At 67.8% G+C, this 15,617-nt stretch carries 13 protein-coding genes and 1 other RNA gene; 8 read left to right on the top strand and 6 right to left on the bottom strand.

Features of this window, described 5'->3' with window-relative positions; genetic code table 11:
- Positions 1 to 90: 90 nt before the first annotated feature.
- On the bottom strand, positions 91 to 5,337 hold the full coding sequence (locus tag PL79_RS29250; RefSeq protein WP_044848291.1) for an autotransporter outer membrane beta-barrel domain-containing protein: 5,247 nt from the start codon (positions 5,335 to 5,337) through the stop codon (positions 91 to 93).
- Between the two features lie 645 nt (positions 5,338 to 5,982).
- Positions 5,983 to 6,897 carry a class II glutamine amidotransferase gene (locus PL79_RS29245; protein ID WP_044848290.1) on the bottom strand — a complete coding sequence of 305 codons (915 nt, stop codon included), beginning with the start codon at positions 6,895 to 6,897 and terminating at the stop codon, positions 5,983 to 5,985.
- A gap of 202 nt (positions 6,898 to 7,099) precedes the next feature.
- Between PL79_RS29245 and pyrC the strand changes: the two genes are divergently transcribed.
- The 3 genes from pyrC (at position 7,100) to rnpB (ending at position 9,463) form a co-directional block, all read left to right on the top strand.
- Complete coding sequence (pyrC, locus tag PL79_RS29240) at positions 7,100 to 8,164, top strand: dihydroorotase (protein WP_044848289.1); 1,065 nt, start codon at positions 7,100 to 7,102, stop codon at positions 8,162 to 8,164.
- Positions 8,161 to 9,039 carry a DUF3025 domain-containing protein gene (locus PL79_RS29235; RefSeq protein ID WP_044848288.1) on the top strand — a complete coding sequence of 293 codons (879 nt, stop codon included), beginning with the start codon at positions 8,161 to 8,163 and terminating at the stop codon, positions 9,037 to 9,039. The genes pyrC and PL79_RS29235 overlap by 4 nt, the downstream gene beginning before the upstream one ends.
- 12 nt (positions 9,040 to 9,051) lie before the next feature.
- Positions 9,052 to 9,463: RNase P RNA component class A (gene rnpB, locus PL79_RS29230), an RNA gene on the top strand.
- A gap of 69 nt (positions 9,464 to 9,532) precedes the next feature.
- Here the strand turns inward: rnpB and PL79_RS29225 are convergent.
- The 3 genes from PL79_RS29225 to PL79_RS29215 form a co-directional block, all read right to left on the bottom strand.
- Positions 9,533 to 9,997: an OsmC family protein gene (locus PL79_RS29225; RefSeq protein ID WP_072465471.1), complete on the bottom strand. Its 465-nt coding sequence runs from the start codon at positions 9,995 to 9,997 to the stop codon at positions 9,533 to 9,535.
- 120 nt (positions 9,998 to 10,117) lie between these two features.
- Positions 10,118 to 10,423 carry a hypothetical protein gene (locus tag PL79_RS29220; protein ID WP_135801173.1) on the bottom strand — a complete coding sequence of 102 codons (306 nt, stop codon included), beginning with the start codon at positions 10,421 to 10,423 and terminating at the stop codon, positions 10,118 to 10,120.
- A 10-nt stretch (positions 10,424 to 10,433) separates the two neighbouring features.
- Entirely contained in the window at positions 10,434 to 10,739 is a 306-nt protein-coding gene (locus tag PL79_RS29215) for a DUF1090 family protein (RefSeq protein ID WP_044848287.1), read from the bottom strand.
- A gap of 311 nt (positions 10,740 to 11,050) precedes the next feature.
- Here PL79_RS29215 and rplM point away from each other — a divergent pair, with 311 nt between their 5' ends.
- From rplM to erpA, 3 genes are all read left to right on the top strand, one after another.
- Positions 11,051 to 11,479, top strand: a complete 429-nt coding sequence (rplM, locus tag PL79_RS29210) for a 50S ribosomal protein L13 (RefSeq protein WP_009687896.1) — start codon at positions 11,051 to 11,053, stop codon at positions 11,477 to 11,479.
- 11 nt (positions 11,480 to 11,490) lie between these two features.
- On the top strand, positions 11,491 to 11,883 hold the full coding sequence (rpsI, locus tag PL79_RS29205) for a 30S ribosomal protein S9 (RefSeq protein ID WP_011883283.1): 393 nt from the start codon (positions 11,491 to 11,493) through the stop codon (positions 11,881 to 11,883).
- 207 nt (positions 11,884 to 12,090) lie between these two features.
- A complete protein-coding gene (erpA, locus tag PL79_RS29200; RefSeq protein ID WP_006401687.1) occupies positions 12,091 to 12,462 on the top strand; it encodes an iron-sulfur cluster insertion protein ErpA in 372 nt (123 codons plus the stop codon).
- Between the two features lie 159 nt (positions 12,463 to 12,621).
- On the opposite strand, the gene PL79_RS29195 is transcribed toward erpA, so the two are convergent.
- Positions 12,622 to 13,770 carry an anhydro-N-acetylmuramic acid kinase gene (locus PL79_RS29195; protein ID WP_044848286.1) on the bottom strand — a complete coding sequence of 383 codons (1,149 nt, stop codon included), beginning with the start codon at positions 13,768 to 13,770 and terminating at the stop codon, positions 12,622 to 12,624.
- Positions 13,771 to 13,912: 142 nt separating this feature from the next.
- Here PL79_RS29195 and tyrS point away from each other — a divergent pair, with 142 nt between their 5' ends.
- Together tyrS and dtd are read left to right on the top strand one after the other, a co-directional pair.
- Positions 13,913 to 15,154, top strand: a complete 1,242-nt coding sequence (gene tyrS, locus PL79_RS29190; RefSeq protein ID WP_044848285.1) for a tyrosine--tRNA ligase — start codon at positions 13,913 to 13,915, stop codon at positions 15,152 to 15,154.
- A complete protein-coding gene (gene dtd / locus PL79_RS29185) occupies positions 15,151 to 15,609 on the top strand; it encodes a D-aminoacyl-tRNA deacylase (protein WP_006751891.1) in 459 nt (152 codons plus the stop codon). The genes tyrS and dtd overlap by 4 nt, the downstream gene beginning before the upstream one ends.
- Positions 15,610 to 15,617 lie beyond the last annotated feature (8 nt).

Genomic DNA, 15,617 nt, shown 5'->3' with positions numbered 1-15,617 from the left:
AAAAAAACCGCCCGGCTGAACACCGGGCGGTTTTTTTCGCGGGCTGCCCGTCGCCCGCCGATGGCAGTGGACGGGGCGTCGCGTCGGGCGTTACCAGCTGTAGCGGTAGCCGACCTGCCCGGTCACGCCGCGCCGGTAATCGCCGCCGATGTTGCGCGCATATTTCACGTTCGCGTACAACGCGCCCGACTTGCCGAAGCCCGCGGTCACGCCGAGGCCGAGCTCGTACCAGGTGCGGCCCAGGTGTGTCGCGAACGGCGTGCCGCCGACGACGGTCTGGCCCGGCGACAGGAAGTCGTGCAGCACGTCGGCCGTGAAGTACGGTGTCGCGGCGCCGCCGCCCGCGTTCGCGTCGAGGTTCGGCCGGAAGACGCGCACGCCGACGCGTCCGCGCAGCGCGTGGGTCGTCGTGCCCGACACGGCCGATACGTTGTCGTTGAACCCGTTCAGCTTCAGGTACTGGTACATCAGCTGCGCCTGCGGCTCGACCGCGATCGGCGTGCCGCCGATCCCGAACGACTTGCCGACCTCCTGCGACAGCGCGATGCCGAAGCCGTTCTGCGAGGCCTCGTTGCCGTAGCTGTCGCGATAGCGGTTGCCGTAGTGCGTGACCTGGCCGACGCTGTCGAAGTAGGTGCCGTCGGACAGGTAGCGCGTCCAGTAGCCGCCGACGCTCTGCGCGTGCATCTCGACCGAGCCCGTCGACGTCGACAGCCCGGCCGCGTCGGCGCGTGCCGTGTCGCTGAAGCTCGCGTTCGCGACGCCGATGCTCGCCGTCACGCCCGCATGCGTGCTGCCGCCGGCGGGCGCCTGGTCGAGCGTCCAGTCCTTGCCGAACTGCGCGAAGAACGTGCGCTCGTCGGCCGCGAAGCGGCCCGCGTTCGCGTCGAGGCTCTGTCCGCCGATGCGGCCCCACACGCCGTCGCGGTTGCCCGGCGCCTGCTTCTCGAGGTTGTAGATGTCGCCGACGCGCTCGTGCAGCTTGCCAAGCGTCGAGAAGCCGTAGTCGGCGTTCAGCAGCGGCGTCATCGCATAACCCGCGACGCCAGGACGGTACGCGAGATTGCCGCCGTTGTCGCCGCCCTCGATGACGGACGGGCCGACCGGATCGCCGGGGTCCGTCGGGTCCAGTTGCGAGCGCAGGTACCAGCCGTTCGCATCGCCCTGTCCGCCGCGGTAGAGACGGTATTCGTACGCGCCGGCCTGTACGGGGCCCGCGAGATGGAACGCCGACGCGGTCGTCGTGCCGCCATTGGCCGTGACGACCACCGGAATCCCGTCGCCCGTCGTCTGCGCGCCGGTGCCGGCCGTGTTCGCGATTTTCAGCCCGGTCGTGCCGCTCGCGGTGCCGCCGTTCACGATCAGCCGGTCGGTCGGCGATGCGTCGGCGCCGAGGTAGGTGTTCAGCGCGATCGTGCCGCCGTTGCCGACGTAACTGCCGGTCGTCAGCGTCCGGTAGCTGCCGGCGGCCGTCGGTGAACCGGACGGCGCGGCGAACGCGACCAGGCCCGCGTTGTTCAGGCTGCTCAGCACGGAGCTGCCGGTCATGTGCCACGTGCTCGAGCCGTCGACGCTCAGCGCGACCGGGTCGATCGTGCCGGTCAGGGTCGTGCCGTTCGTCAGGAACACGTTGCCGGTGCTCGACGCGTCCGACACGATGTCGCCGGCGAGATTCACGGCCGATGCGTTGAAGGTCGCGGTGCTGCCGTTCGCGAGGTCAAGCAGCGTGCCGTTGCCGGCCGTCACGACGGTGCCGTTGCGCACCGCGATGTCGACGCTGCCGCCGCGTGCGGCGAACGCCGGCCCGGCGACGGACGCGACGCTGCCGCCGTCGACGCGCACCGAGCTCGTCGCGCCGGTCGCGAGCGTGTCCGTGCTCATGACGCCGGCCGTCGCGCCCTTGAGCGTCGTGCCCGTCAGCGCGAGCACGCCGCCGCCGTCGACGGTCGCGCCGTTGCCGGCCGCGCTCGCGAGCGACGAACCCGTGTCGCCGATACGGCCGCCGTTGTGGGCGACGAGACCGTCGGCTGCCGCGCCCGCCGCAGAGACCTTCGTGCCCGACAGCCACACGGTCGCGCCGCTGCCCGCGACGATCGCATGCGCGCCGGCGCCGGTCGTCGCGACGGTCGTGCCGTCGGCCGCGAGCGTCGAATCCGCGCCCGTCACGAAGAGGCCGCGTGCGTTGTCGCCGGCGGTGCGTACGACGGTCGCCGCGTCGGTCGCGATGCGCGCGCCCGTGCCCGTCGACGACAGCCCGTCGGCGCCATTGCCGGTCGTGCCGATCTGCGTGCCCGACAGCGCGATCGTCGTGTTCGTGCCGAGGTTGTCGATACCCTTGCCGGCTCCGCCCGCCGCGATCGACGTCGCGCCGGCCGCGATCCCGCCGTTCGAGACGGTCGAGTCGATCAGCACGCCGTCGGCGCTGCCGTTCGCGACGACGGTGCCCGCGCCCGACAGCGCGACCGACGCACCCGTGCCGGTCAGGTGCACGCCCGCGACGCCGTCGTCGGCCTCGATCGTGCCCGCGTTGGCGAGCGTCGCCGACGCGCCCTGCACGAGCGCGCCGGTGCCGTTGGCCACGCGGATCGCCGACGCGTTGTTCACGGTGCCGAGCGTGCCGACCACGACGCCCGTCGAGCCTGCGCCGCTCAGCAGCACCGTGTCGCGGTTATCGAGCGTGCCGAGGTTCTGCGCGACGAAACCCGTCACGCCAGCGGTCGACGAGGTGACCGCGGCATCGTTGGTCAGCGTCGTCGCGACCGGCGCGCCGGCATTCGCGCTGGCGAGGTCGTGCGCCTGGCCGTCGACGACGCCCGCGATCGCGCCGGCCGCATTCAGGTTGATGGTCGCGCCCGAGTCGATCGTGCCCTTCGCGCCGCCTTCGACTGCTACCGCGATGCCGTTCGCGCCGTTGACGTTGTAGGTGGCGTGGCCGGTGGACAGCGTCGTGCCGGCACCGGTCGCGAGCACGCCGCGCGCGCGCTGGCCGTTGACGTCCGTCGTCAGCGTGCCGGCGGCCGATGCTCCCGTATAGGCCGCGCCGCCCGCCATGCGGAACAGGGTCGAATCGTCGGTATCGACGCTCAGGTGCTGCGCGGCGACATTGATCTTCGAGCCTGCGCCATACGCATAGAAGCCGATCTGGTTCGTACCCGACATGAAGTGGGGCACCGCGTTCGCGTCGACGTTGATCGTCGCGCCCGAGCGCGCATGGACGCCGATCGCGCCAGTACCCGTCAGGTTGAGCGCGCCGTCGACCGTGGCCTTCGCGCGCGGCCCTTCGGCCCACACGCCGTAGTTGCGCGTGTCCGATGCCGGATCGAGCCCGCCGGCCACGTTGATCGTGCCGGTCGACGTTGCGGCCGTCGGGGTCGAGCCGGTGCCGACCACCATGATGCCGATGCCGTTCACGCCGTTCAGCGTGATCGTGCCGGTGTTGGTCACGGTCGCGGCCGTGTTGGCCGCGAGCATGCCGACGTTGGCGAACGGCGTGCCGGGCGCCGCGCCGTTCACGACGATCGTGCCCGCGTTGCGCAGCGTGCCGGACGACGAGCCGATGCTCGCCATCCCGGCGCCGTTCTGCGTCTGCGAGCCGATCACGATCGAGCCGAGGTTGCTGGCGGTGCCCGACGCGCCGAGCAGGATCCCGTACGCATGCGCGGACAGCGCGACGTCGTTCGCCGCCGCCCCCGGCCCGTACTGGGCCGCGCGGCCGAGATAGATCGTGCCGCCGGCCGCGTTCGTGAAGGTGCCGCCCGCCGCGAAGCCGCCGATCACCTGGCTGTCGAGCGTCGTCGCGTTGACGCCGACGTTGATCGTACCGGCGTTCGACGCGTTCGCGCCGCCCGTCACGGCCACCGCGTAGTTCTGCAGGTCGGGGCGGTCGCCGGCGAGCGTCCATGCGCCGACGTTCATCACGCCGTGGTTGACGAACGAGGTGCCCGAGCCGTTCGCGTACACGCCGTTGCCCTCGGTGTACGCATGGAACCCGAAGTTGTCGGGCGGCGTGCCGCTGCTCGTGTCGAAATTGTCGCCGGACGCGTAGCCGGACGAGATCACGCCATTGTTGACGCCGCTCGCGCCGCTCAGCAGGCGCACCAGCGTGAAATCACCCGACAGGCTGCCGTCGTTGACGAAGTGCGCGCCGTTTTCCGCGAGGACGGCCGAACTCGATGCGATCGTGTTGGTGCCGCGGAAGTCGATCTGGCCGTCCTTGCCGATCTGCAGCGTCGCGTTCGCGCCGGTGCCGTGCATTGCCGACAGGTGATCGATCGGCAGCGTGTTCTTGTCGCCGGCGGACACGCTGTTCGCGTACTGGAAGGTCTCCTTCGAGAACGTGACGGCCTGGCCGAACGCGGTGTCGTACGCGGCCTGCGAGCCGAGCGCGCCGCTCCGGACCGAACGCACGAGGAAGTCGTTGTAGGCGGCGAGCGACGCGGCGTCGCTGACGGTCCACGTGCTGCCGTCGAACGCGGTGAAGGTGCCCGCATAGGCCGGCACGTCGAGCTGGAGGTTGCCGACGGAGCCGCCGCTCGCGAGGTAGTCGCCGGTGGTGAACCAGACCTGGTTGCGTGAATTCCAGTTGACGACGCTCGGGGTGGCGCCCGTCCCGTCCGCGACGGTGAGGTCCGTCTGCTTCGCGGCCATCGTGATTGCGTTGCCGGCCGAGCCGGGCGCGTTGGCGGGATTGCCGATCGACACGTTCAGCGTGCCGCCGGAACGGTCGACGGTGCCGATCCGCGTGTTCACGTACTGGTCGCCGTTGACGTCGCGGTAGACGGGCACGTCGGTCGTGCCGACCGTCGACGCGGAGAACGCGGACGAGTCGTAGGTGGCGACCGACGTATGGGTGCCCGTGATCGTGTCGGGCGTGCCGATGTTTTGCGTCTTGCCGCCGAGCGACACCAGCGGCTGATCCGGATTTCCCGACACGATCGTCGTCGTGCCGAACGGGATGCGCGTGTAGCCTGCGTCGCCGCTGTTCTGCGCCGTCCATGCGCCCGTCACGCCGACCGCGTCGCCGCCGGACACGGTCGCGGCGCCGGCCAGGTTGTCGTTCACGGTCGGGCTGACGCTGCCCAGCGCGCAGCTGCCGCCGCTCGCGACTGCCGAACCGTCGCCGCAGCTCGACCCGTACGCGGAGCCGGCCGACAGCGCGACCAGCGCGGCACCGAGCGCGGCGACGCGCAGCGGCGAGCGGCGGATCGCCGTGCGGCCGGCGCGGGTGCTTGCGCCCGATTCGCGGCCTGAACGCTTGCCGCGCGCCCGTGTCGTTTCCGCGACCGCGACCCAGCAGCCGGCGGCGTCGCTCCAGATCGATCGAAATGAGTGATTCACGACATGCCCTCTTTCTTGTTTTGACGTGTTATTCGCCGCATGCGGCGAATGCGCATTCCACGGTGCCGCGTGACGCGAATGGACATGCGGCAGCCGTGGCTGCATGACGCGCCGGTCGGGTTTCGTTACACCGAAGATGGAGCGAGTCTACTAATTGGCGGGGCGGGCGATTTTCAAAAAAATCAGGAAATGTGGGGATGGTAACGGTATTGAGTGGTATTTCTGAGTTGTGTGGGTAATCGAACTGAAAGCCTTTGTGGGTAAGGGCTTGGTGGATTTTTTATAGAACAGGTGGAAGCGCCGGTTCGGTAGGCTGGCGCACGATAGGCGTGGGGATTTTGCTTTAAGCTGAGGCTTGCGGATTGTCCGGTTTAGAATGTCTTGTTTTATTTGTTTCGACGGTTAATCATTTTCACTTGAAAATTAATTAAATAAAAGTGAATGTCGTGTGGCGACGCACGCGTGCTTGAAAGGGCAGCCTGAATGGAGTTGTCGGGGGAGATTTTCAATGCGGGCAATCATCGGCGGATGCCGGGCGCCGGATGCGTGGTTCGACGATCCGACCATGACGCGGGTTCGCCGGGCCGCGACGCTGGCGGAACAGCGCAACGCACGAAGGGCGCGCCCGGCGGCGGCGCGGCGCGCTCAGAAATCGATCGAGTCCTCGGAATCGCCGTCGGCGCCGGCCGCGAGTGCGGCGTGCTGCGTACCGCACGGCGCGGACGCCGACGCGTCGAGCGCCGGGTTGCGCAGTTTCTCGAGCACGCACTCGGGCACCGGAATCTGCATCCGCGCGGCGACGTCGCCGCACTGGAACATGATCAGCTCGCCCGGTTCGAACGAGGTCCAGATTTCGTTGTCGGTCAGCGGCTGCGTGGCGATCACCGCGACGCGATCCTCGGGCGTCGTGTATTTCGCGAAGTCGATCGACAGGTCTTCGTCGACCAGATGCGCGGTCGAGAACGGCCAGCGCCGCACGAGGTAGTGCAGCCGCGTCGAGCAGTGCGCGAAGAGGGCCTGGCCGTTCGACATCAGGAAGTTGAACACGCCGTGATCGGTGATGTCGCGCGTCAGCTCGCCGACGCGCTCGAACAGCTCCGGCAACGGCGGCTGCGCGCCGGGGAACGCTTCGCGCAGCCCCTGCATCAGCACGCAGAACGCCTTCTCGCTGTCGGTGGTGCCGACCGGGTGGTAGACGCTGCCGTCGAGATCGGGTTCGTACTCCTGCAGATCGCCGTTATGCGCGAAGATCCAGTGCCGCCCCCACAGCTCGCGCATGAACGGGTGGCTGTTCTCGAGCAGGATGTGGCCTTGCGTGGCCTTGCGGATGTGCGCGATCGTGTTCTTGGACTTGATCGGGTAGCGCTTGACCATTTCGGCGAGCGGCGACGTGGCCGACGCCTGGTGGTCGACGAAGAGGCGACAGGCCTTGTCCTCGAAGAACGCGATCCCCCAGCCGTCGGCATGGTGATCGGTGAGGCCGCCCCGGGCCGCGAAACCTGTGAAGGAGAATGTGACGTCCGTCGGCGCGGCGCAGTTCATTCCTAGGAGTTGGCACATTTTACTTGGGGCGGGGGCGGAAGCAGGGTAACCAACCGGGTGAACCCCGGTACAATGTGGCTTCTAGCATATCACCGAGCCTTGAGCGGTAAAAAGCGGATTCCGCCGGCCGAAGGCCCCGTGTTGCGGTTTGCCGTCAGTCGGCCCGCACACGCGCGTTCCGGCCCCGCAGATGGCCAGCCCGTTCCTCACGACGCCTCCTATGACTGCCTCGAACGCTTCCTCTCCGGCGACGCTCACGCTCGCCCGTCCCGACGACCTGCACCTGCACCTGCGCGACGGCGACATGCTGGCCGCGGTGCTGCCGCACACGGCGCGCCAGTTCGCCCGCGCGATCGTCATGCCGAACCTGAAGCCGCCCGTCACGACCACCGCGCAAGCGCAGGCCTATCGCGAGCGAATCCTGGCCGCGCTGCCGGCGGGCATGGCGTTCGAGCCGCTGATGACGCTGTACCTGACTGACAACACGTCGCCCGACGAAATCCGCCGCGCGCGCGACAGCGGCTTCGTGCACGGCGTGAAGCTGTATCCGGCCGGCGCGACGACGAACTCCGACCACGGCGTCAGCGATCTCGCGAAGTGCGCGAAGACGCTCGAGGTCATGCAGGAAACCGGCATGCCGCTGCTCGTGCACGGCGAGGTGACCGATCCGGCGATCGACATGTTCGATCGCGAGAAGGTGTTCATCGACCGCGTGATGACGCCGCTGCGCCGCGATTTCCCCGGCCTGAAGGTGGTGTTCGAGCACATCACCACGAAGGACGCGGCCGACTACGTGCGCGACGCCGATGCGGCGCCGGGCCTGCTCGGCGCGACGATCACGCCGCAGCACATGCTGTACAGCCGCAACGCGCTGTTCGTCGGCGGGATCCGCCCGCATTACTACTGCCTGCCGGTGCTGAAGCGTGAAACGCACCGCGTCGCGCTCGTCGAAGCCGCGACGTCGGGCAACCCGCGCTTCTTCCTCGGCACCGACAGCGCGCCGCACGCGCGCGACGCGAAGGAAACCGCGTGCGGCTGCGCGGGCTGCTACACGGCGCTGCACGCGCTCGAGCTGTATGCGGAAGCGTTCGACAAGGCGGGCGCGCTCGACAAGCTGGAAAATTTCGCCAGCCGCTTCGGCGCCGATTTCTACGGGCTGCCGCACAGCACCGAGACGATCACGCTGCGCCGCGAGACCTGGGAACTGCCGCGCGAGGTGTTCGCGGGCGATACGCCGGTCGTGCCGCTGCGCGCCGGCGAATCGATCGGCTGGAAGTTCGCGTGACCGGCACGCCGCCGCGCGCGGCCGGCCACGCGGCCGGCGGCGGCGCGGCGGCGTTCGCGCGGATCGACTGGTCCGCGCCGTGGCTCGCGCGTTACGCGGCACCGGGCCGCACGCTTCAGGCGGCCGCGCTCGCCGGCGAGGCCGCGCTGCTCGACGCACTGAACGGCGCAATGCGCGGTGATGCCCGAGTCAGCGGCCGCGGCAAGCCGCTGCGCTTCGTGCCGCAGGCCGAGCTGCCGCCCGGCATCGCATACGAAACCCATATCGCCGCGACCGGCGGCGTCCCGACCCGCCACAATCTTCACGACTTCTTCAATGCGCTCGTCTGGTTCGCGTATCCGCGCACCAAGGCCGCGCTGAACGCACGCCAGGCCGTGGCGATCGATGCCGCGGGCGGCGTCGGGCCGGTGCGCGGCACGCTGCGCGATGCGCTGACGCTGTTCGACGAAAATGCCGCGCTGTTCGTGACGGCCGACCGCACGCTCGCCGACGCGCTGCGCGGCTTCAGCTGGCAGCAGCTGCTGGTGGCGGCGCGCGACGCGTGGGGCACGCGCTGCGAGGCGCGGCTCGTCGGCCATGCGCTACTCGAGAAGCTCGTTGCGCCCTACAAGTCGTGCACCGCGCACGCATGGATCGTCGAAGTGGGCGACGACTATTTTTCGTGGCCCGACGTGCAGCGTGCCGCGCATGTCGATGCGCGGATCGCCGGTGAACTGGCGACCCGCGACCTGACGAGCCGCGATTTCGCGCCGCTGCCGGTGCTCGGCGTGCCGGGCTGGTGCGAAGCGAATGCCGCGCCCGCGTTCTACGACGATCCGGCGGTTTTCCGCAGCGGCCGCCGCTCGCGCGCTGCCGGCGGCGGCGCACAGTGCTAGAATGCGCGACGCAAAGCAGGCCAGGCAGTCGCGGCCTCGCCGCCTTCGGGCTGGCGGGGGCGAGGAAAGTCCGGACTCCACAGGGCAGGGTGATGGCTAACGGCCATCCGTGGCGACACGCGGAACAGGGCAACAGAAAGCAAACCGCCGATGGCCCGGCGCAAGCCGGGATCAGGTAAGGGTGAAACGGTGCGGTAAGAGCGCACCGCGGCGACGGCGACGTTCGCCGGCACGGTAACCTCCACCCGGAGCAATTCCAAGTAGGCAGGCGCGCATTTTCGGATGCAGGACGGGGCCCCCGTCTCGTCTGCGGGTAGGAAGCTTGAGCGCGTCAGCAATGGCGCGCCTAGAGGAATGGCTGCCACGCGCCGCGCGCTTCGGCGTGCAGCGTGCACAGAATCCGGCTTATCGGCCTGCTTTGCCGTTCGAATGCGAAAGGGCCGGCGCTCCGTCAGGAGCGCCGGCCCTTTTTTCATGCGTGGCTGCCGTGCGTTCAGTCGGCGACGATGTCGAACGAATGCGTGAGTTCGGCGGTCTTCGCGATCATGATCGACGCGGAGCAGTACTTGTCGTGCGACAGGTTGATCGCGCGCTCGACCGTGGCCGGGTTCAGGTTGCGGCCGGTGACGGTGAAGTGGAAGTGGACCTTCGTGAACACTTTCGGATCTTCGCTCGCGCGTTCGGCCTTCAGCGTGACCGAGCAGCCGGTGACTTCCTGGCGGCTCTTCTTCAGGATCAGCACGACGTCGTACGCGGTGCAGCCGCCGGTGCCGACCAGCACCATTTCCATCGGGCGCGGCGCGAGGTTGTGGCCGCCGCCTTCCGGCGCGCCGTCCATCGCGACGAGGTGCCCGCTTCCGGTCTGGGCGGAAAACGCCATGCCGTCCTGACCCATCCAGCTTACTTTGCATTCCATGCTTGCACTCCAGCGTTGCCTGATTCGGATTCGATCCGGCATTGTAGCCCGCAGCGCTTCGCTCGGCTGATGCGCTGCACGACGCGCCACGCCATGCCGCCGCGTGCGGCGCCCGGCGGGGCGCCGAACGGCGATTTCCCTGCTGTCTTTAGGGGTTTTACTCTAGGCGTGGCGGGCTTCCTGCTGCGCGCTTTCTTCCCAGTCGATTGATTTTAAAAGGGAAAATCCATTCATCGCGTGAGGCTCACCGGATTCCGCATTATGGTGTTGCATTTCGTAATGCAAATTTTCTTGTGAAGTCGGCGACGCGTTCGTATAATCAGCCTCATTGGTTGTCGCGCTGCGGCAACCTCCGCATGTCTCCTCCACCCTCCTCCTAAGGTGGATTAAGCCCGAACCAGCCGTTCGGGCTTTTTTTCGTCCCATGCAAGCATCGGCGCGCAGTTTGCGCGCGTCGATATCCGTCATTGACTCCCGTTTACGCCGGCCGCCGCGCGGCTGGCTGCGATGCCGCGCCGGGCGGCGTGTCCGTCGAACGGGCGGCAGGGGGCGGAACGTGTGCGGCCGATGCATGGCCATGACCGCGCGCGCAGAAGTGGCGCACGCGTTCGCGCACCGCGCGCAGGCGGGCGATGCGATCTTCGGCATGGGCGTGGCGGGCGTCGGCGATGCGGGCGTCGAGAGCGTCGAGCTTGGCCTCGCAGCCGGCCCGGGCGGCGACGGCGGGCGCCGCGGCGGCCAGCAACGCGGCCGCGAGAAAGGGCGTAAGTCGTTGTTTCATCATGCTTGTTTGTTGTTTTCCGTGATCGGCCGGTCTGGCGCGGCCAGGTCAGGTGCCGCGCGTCGATGGGTGCCGCCCCAGGCGCTCGGTTCGCCTGGTGTATCGGGGCACGACCGGATTTTGGCCCATTTCGGGCGCCGCCGGCACGGGGCGTGGATTCTCTTTGACCGCGCTGCGGTATTTCCTTTATAATTCAGGGCTTTTCCGCATTCATGCCCACGGAAAAAGAACAGGGAGAGCCTGCACCGCGCCTCGAAGCGCACACAGACAAGCAGGAAGAACACATCGGGCAAAGCATTTTTTTTGGATCGATCATGAAGACGTTTTCCGCAAAAGCCCATGAGGTGACGCGCGAATGGTACGTGATTGACGCGACGGATAAGGTTCTCGGCCGTGTTGCCAGCGAAGTGGCACGCCGTCTGCGCGGCAAGCACAAGCCTGAGTTCACCCCGCACGTCGACACTGGTGATTTCATCATCATCATCAACGCGAGCAAGTTGAAGGTCACGGGCAACAAGACTCTGGACAAGAAGTACTACCGTCACTCGGGCTACCCGGGCGGTATCTATGAAACGACGTTCGGCAAGATGCAAGAACGCTTCCCGGGCCGTGCGCTCGAGAAGGCGGTCAAGGGCATGCTGCCGAAGGGCCCGCTCGGCTACGCGATGATCAAGAAGCTGAAGGTCTACGCTGAAGCTACGCATCCGCATTCGGCTCAACAGCCGAAGGCGCTCGAGATCTAAGGGGAGCCCACATGATCGGTAACTGGAACTACGGTACGGGCCGCCGCAAGAGCGCAGTCGCACGTGTCTTCATCAAGGCTGGCAAGGGCGACATCATCGTCAACGGCAAGCCCATCGCCGACTACTTCTCGCGTGAAACGTCGCTGATGATCGTGCGTCAACCGCTGGAACTCACGAACCACGGCCAGACGTTCGACATCAAGGTCAACGTCAACGGCGGCGGCGAAACGGGTCAGGCAGGCGCAGTGCGTCACGGCATCACCCGCGCGCTGATCGACTACGATGCAACGCTGAAGCCGTCGCTGTCGAACGCAGGCTTCGTCACGCGCGATGCACGTGAAGTCGAGCGTAAGAAGGTTGGTCTGCGCAAGGCACGTCGCGCAAAGCAGTTCTCGAAGCGTTAATTCCGCTTCATGGCCGCGCCGCTTCCGGGCGGCGTCCGCCGGAAAAACCGCCAGTTTTCGCGCTGGCGGTTTTTTTATGCCCGCGCGGCGGCGCCCCGCGGGCGGTTTCCTTTACTGAAATCAACAAGAACCTATTGATTTCATGGACATCAGCACGATCTTCTGATCGGCCCTACAATAGCGGCTAAAGCTTTTTGGAGAGTTCGCATGAACGCTGTTACCGAATCCGCAGCAACGACCACCGAAATGCCGGCACCGTTCGTCTTCACCGACGCCGCGGCCGACAAGGTCAAGCAACTGATCGACGAAGAGGGCAATCCCGACCTGAAGCTGCGCGTGTTCGTGCAGGGTGGCGGCTGCTCGGGCTTCCAGTATGGCTTCACGTTCGACGAGGAAGTCAACGAGGACGACACCGTGATGAACAAGAACGGCGTCCAGCTCCTGATCGACTCGATGAGCTACCAGTACCTGGTCGGCGCCGAGATCGACTACAAGGACGACCTCAACGGTGCCCAGTTCGTGATCAAGAACCCGAACGCCACGACCACCTGCGGGTGCGGCTCGTCGTTCTCGGTCTGAACGCACGACGGATCCTGTCCGGTTCGCCGGAATGAAAAACGGGGCTTGATGCCCCGTTTTTTTTGCGTCCGTTGTACGCGACGAACCGCGCGGGTGGCCTGTCGGCGCGTCCCGGACGCGCCGCATCGGGGCTCCCGCTCGTTTCGTCGTTTTCTCGTATCAGCGCGGATAAAGTGCGCCGAGCACGCGCTCGCCCGCGGCCCCCGTCACGCTCGCGAGATTGCCGGGCTGGCGCGCGGTGAAGCGGTACGCGAGCCACGCGAACGCGAGCGCCTCGACCTGCTGCGGCGGCACGCCGAGCGCGGCCGTCGTCTCTACCGTCGCCGGCACGCCGGCCTCGTGCAGTGCATGCCGGAGCGCATCGAGCAGCACCGGGTTGCGGGCGCCGCCGCCGCAGACGAACACGGCCTTGCAGCCGGCCGCGTGCCGGGCGATCTCGCGCGCGACCGAGACGGCGGTGAGTGCCGTCAGCGTCGCCTGCACGTCTTCCGGTGCGACCTGCGCGAACGCGGCGAGCTTCGCGTCGAGCCACGCGGGATTGAACAGGTCGCGGCCGGTGCTTTTCGGCGGCGGCGCGACGAAGTAGGGTTCGTCGAGCAGCGCGTCGAGCAGCGCCGCGTGCACGGTACCGCGCGCGGCGAACTTGCCGCCGTCGTCGTAGGGCTTGCCGAGATGGCGCGTCGCCCATTCGTCGAGCAACGCGTTCGCGGGCCCGCAGTCGAAGCCGCGCACGTCGCCGCCTTCGCCGGGCAGGATCGTGATGTTGCTGATGCCGCCGAGGTTGCAGACGACCCGCGTCTCGCCCGGCGCGCCGAACACCGTCGCGTGGAACGCCGGCGCGAGCGGCGCGCCGTGGCCGCCGGCCGCGACGTCGCGGCTGCGGAAATCGGCGATCACGTCGAGATGGGTGAGTTCGGCGAGCAGCGCCGGATTGTTGAGCTGGCGCGTGTAGCCGCGCTCGGGACGGTGCCGGACCGTCTGGCCGTGCACGCCGATCGCGCGGATCTCGTCGCGCGACAGGCCGGCCGTGCGCTGCAGCTCGTGACAGCACACCGCGTAGCGCGCGACGAGCGCATTCGCCGCGACCGATTCGCGGTCGATCTCGTTGTCGCCGGGCTGCTGCAGCGCGAACAGCGCGTCGCGCAGCGATTGGGCGAAGCCGACGAACGCTTCCGCGAGCACGACCGGCGCGCGGCCGGTCTCGAAACGCACGGCGACGCCGTCGACGCCGTCCATGCTGGTTCCCGACATCAGCCCGAAGTAGATGCCGTCGGCCGGATGGGCGGGTTGCGGATGTCGTTGCGGCACGTTGGGTCCTCCTGGATCGAGCGGCGCGGGCCGGTGCCACGCGCCTTGCGCCCGATTATCCGCGCAACCTGACGCGTCGTTAAGCGATGCACGCGCAAGTTATGGGAAAATCCCTGTCTTTGCGACATTCTTCCTGGCCCCGATGAGCACCGAACCCAGTTCCAAGCCTGTTTTCCCGATCACCGACGAAGTCCGCCATGCGCTCGCCGTCACGAAGCGCGGCGTCGACGAACTGCTGATCGAGGAAGAGTTCGCGCAGAAGCTCGCGCGCAGCGCGGCCACCGGCACGCCGTTGCGCATCAAGCTCGGCCTCGACCCGACCGCACCCGACATCCACATCGGCCATACGGTCGTGCTGAACAAGATGCGTCAGCTGCAGGACCTCGGCCACACGGTGATCTTCCTGATCGGCGATTTCACGTCGCTGATCGGCGACCCGTCGGGCCGCAACGCGACGCGCCCGCCGCTCACGCGCGAGCAGATCGAATCGAACGCGAAAACCTACTTCGAGCAGGCTGCGCTCGTGCTCGACCGCGCGAAGACCGAGATCCGCTACAACAGCGAATGGTCGATGCCGCTCGGCGCGGACGGGATGATCAAGCTCGCGTCGCGCTACACGGTCGCGCGGATCCTCGAGCGCGAGGATTTCACGAAGCGCTTCCAGGGCGGCGTGCCGATCTCGATCCACGAATTCCTGTACCCGCTGATGCAGGGCTATGACTCGGTCGCGCTGAACGCCGACCTCGAGCTCGGTGGCACCGACCAGAAGTTCAACCTGCTGGTCGGCCGCGAACTGCAGAAGCAGTACGGCCAGGAACAGCAGTGCATTCTCACGATGCCGCTGCTCGAAGGCCTCGACGGCGTCGAGAAGATGTCGAAGTCGAAGGGCAACTACGTCGGCATCAGCGAGAAGCCGACCGACATGTTCGGCAAGCTGATGAGCATCTCGGACACGCTGATGTGGCGTTACTTCGAGCTGCTGTCGTTCCGCAGCATCGAAGAAATCGCGGGCTTCAAGCGCGACGCCGAAGGCGGCCGCAACCCACGCGACTTCAAGGTGCTGCTCGCGCAGGAAATCGTCGCGCGCTTCCACTCGCAGGCCGATGCCGAGCGTGCGCTGGAGGACTTCAACCACCGCGCGAAGGGCGGCGTGCCGGACGACATCCCGTCGGTCACGCTCGCGGGCGCGCCGCTCGCGATCGGCCAGCTGCTGAAGCAGGCGGGCCTCGTGCCGTCGACGAGCGAAGCGCTGCGCAACATCGAGCAGGGCGGCGTGAAGATCGACGGCGCGACCGTCTCCGACAAGGGGCTGAAGGTCGAGGCCGGCGAGTTCGTCGTCCAGGTCGGCAAGCGCCGCTTCGCGCGCGTCACGCTGACCGCATGATCGCGCTGATCCAGCGCGTGAAGCGCGCCGACGTGCGCGTCGGCGACCGCACGACGGGCGAGATCGGCGCTGGGCTGCTCGCGCTCGTCTGCGCGGAGCGTGGCGACACCGAGGCCGCGGCCGACAAGCTGCTCGCGAAGCTGCTCGGCTATCGCGTGTTCAGCGATGCGGCGGGCAAGATGAACCTGCCGGTGTCGAACATCGACGGCGCGGGCGGCGCCGGCGGCCTGCTGCTCGTGTCGCAGTTCACGCTCGCGGCCGATACCAACAGCGGGCTGCGGCCGAGCTTCACGCCGGCCGCGCCGCCCGACGAAGGCGCGCGCCTGTTCGACTATTTCGTCGCGGCCGCGCGCGAGCGTCATCCGGTCGTCGAGACGGGCGAGTTCGGCGCCGACATGCAGGTGTCGCTCGTCAACGACGGCCCCGTGACGTTCTGGCTGCAAGTGCGGCCCTGATTCATTCC

This window comes from Burkholderia sp. USMB20, from assembly GCF_000949135.2.
Lineage (GTDB): Bacteria > Pseudomonadota > Gammaproteobacteria > Burkholderiales > Burkholderiaceae > Burkholderia.
Note: the sequence above shows the minus strand (reverse complement) of the source record. Positions and strands in the feature narration are given on the sequence as shown.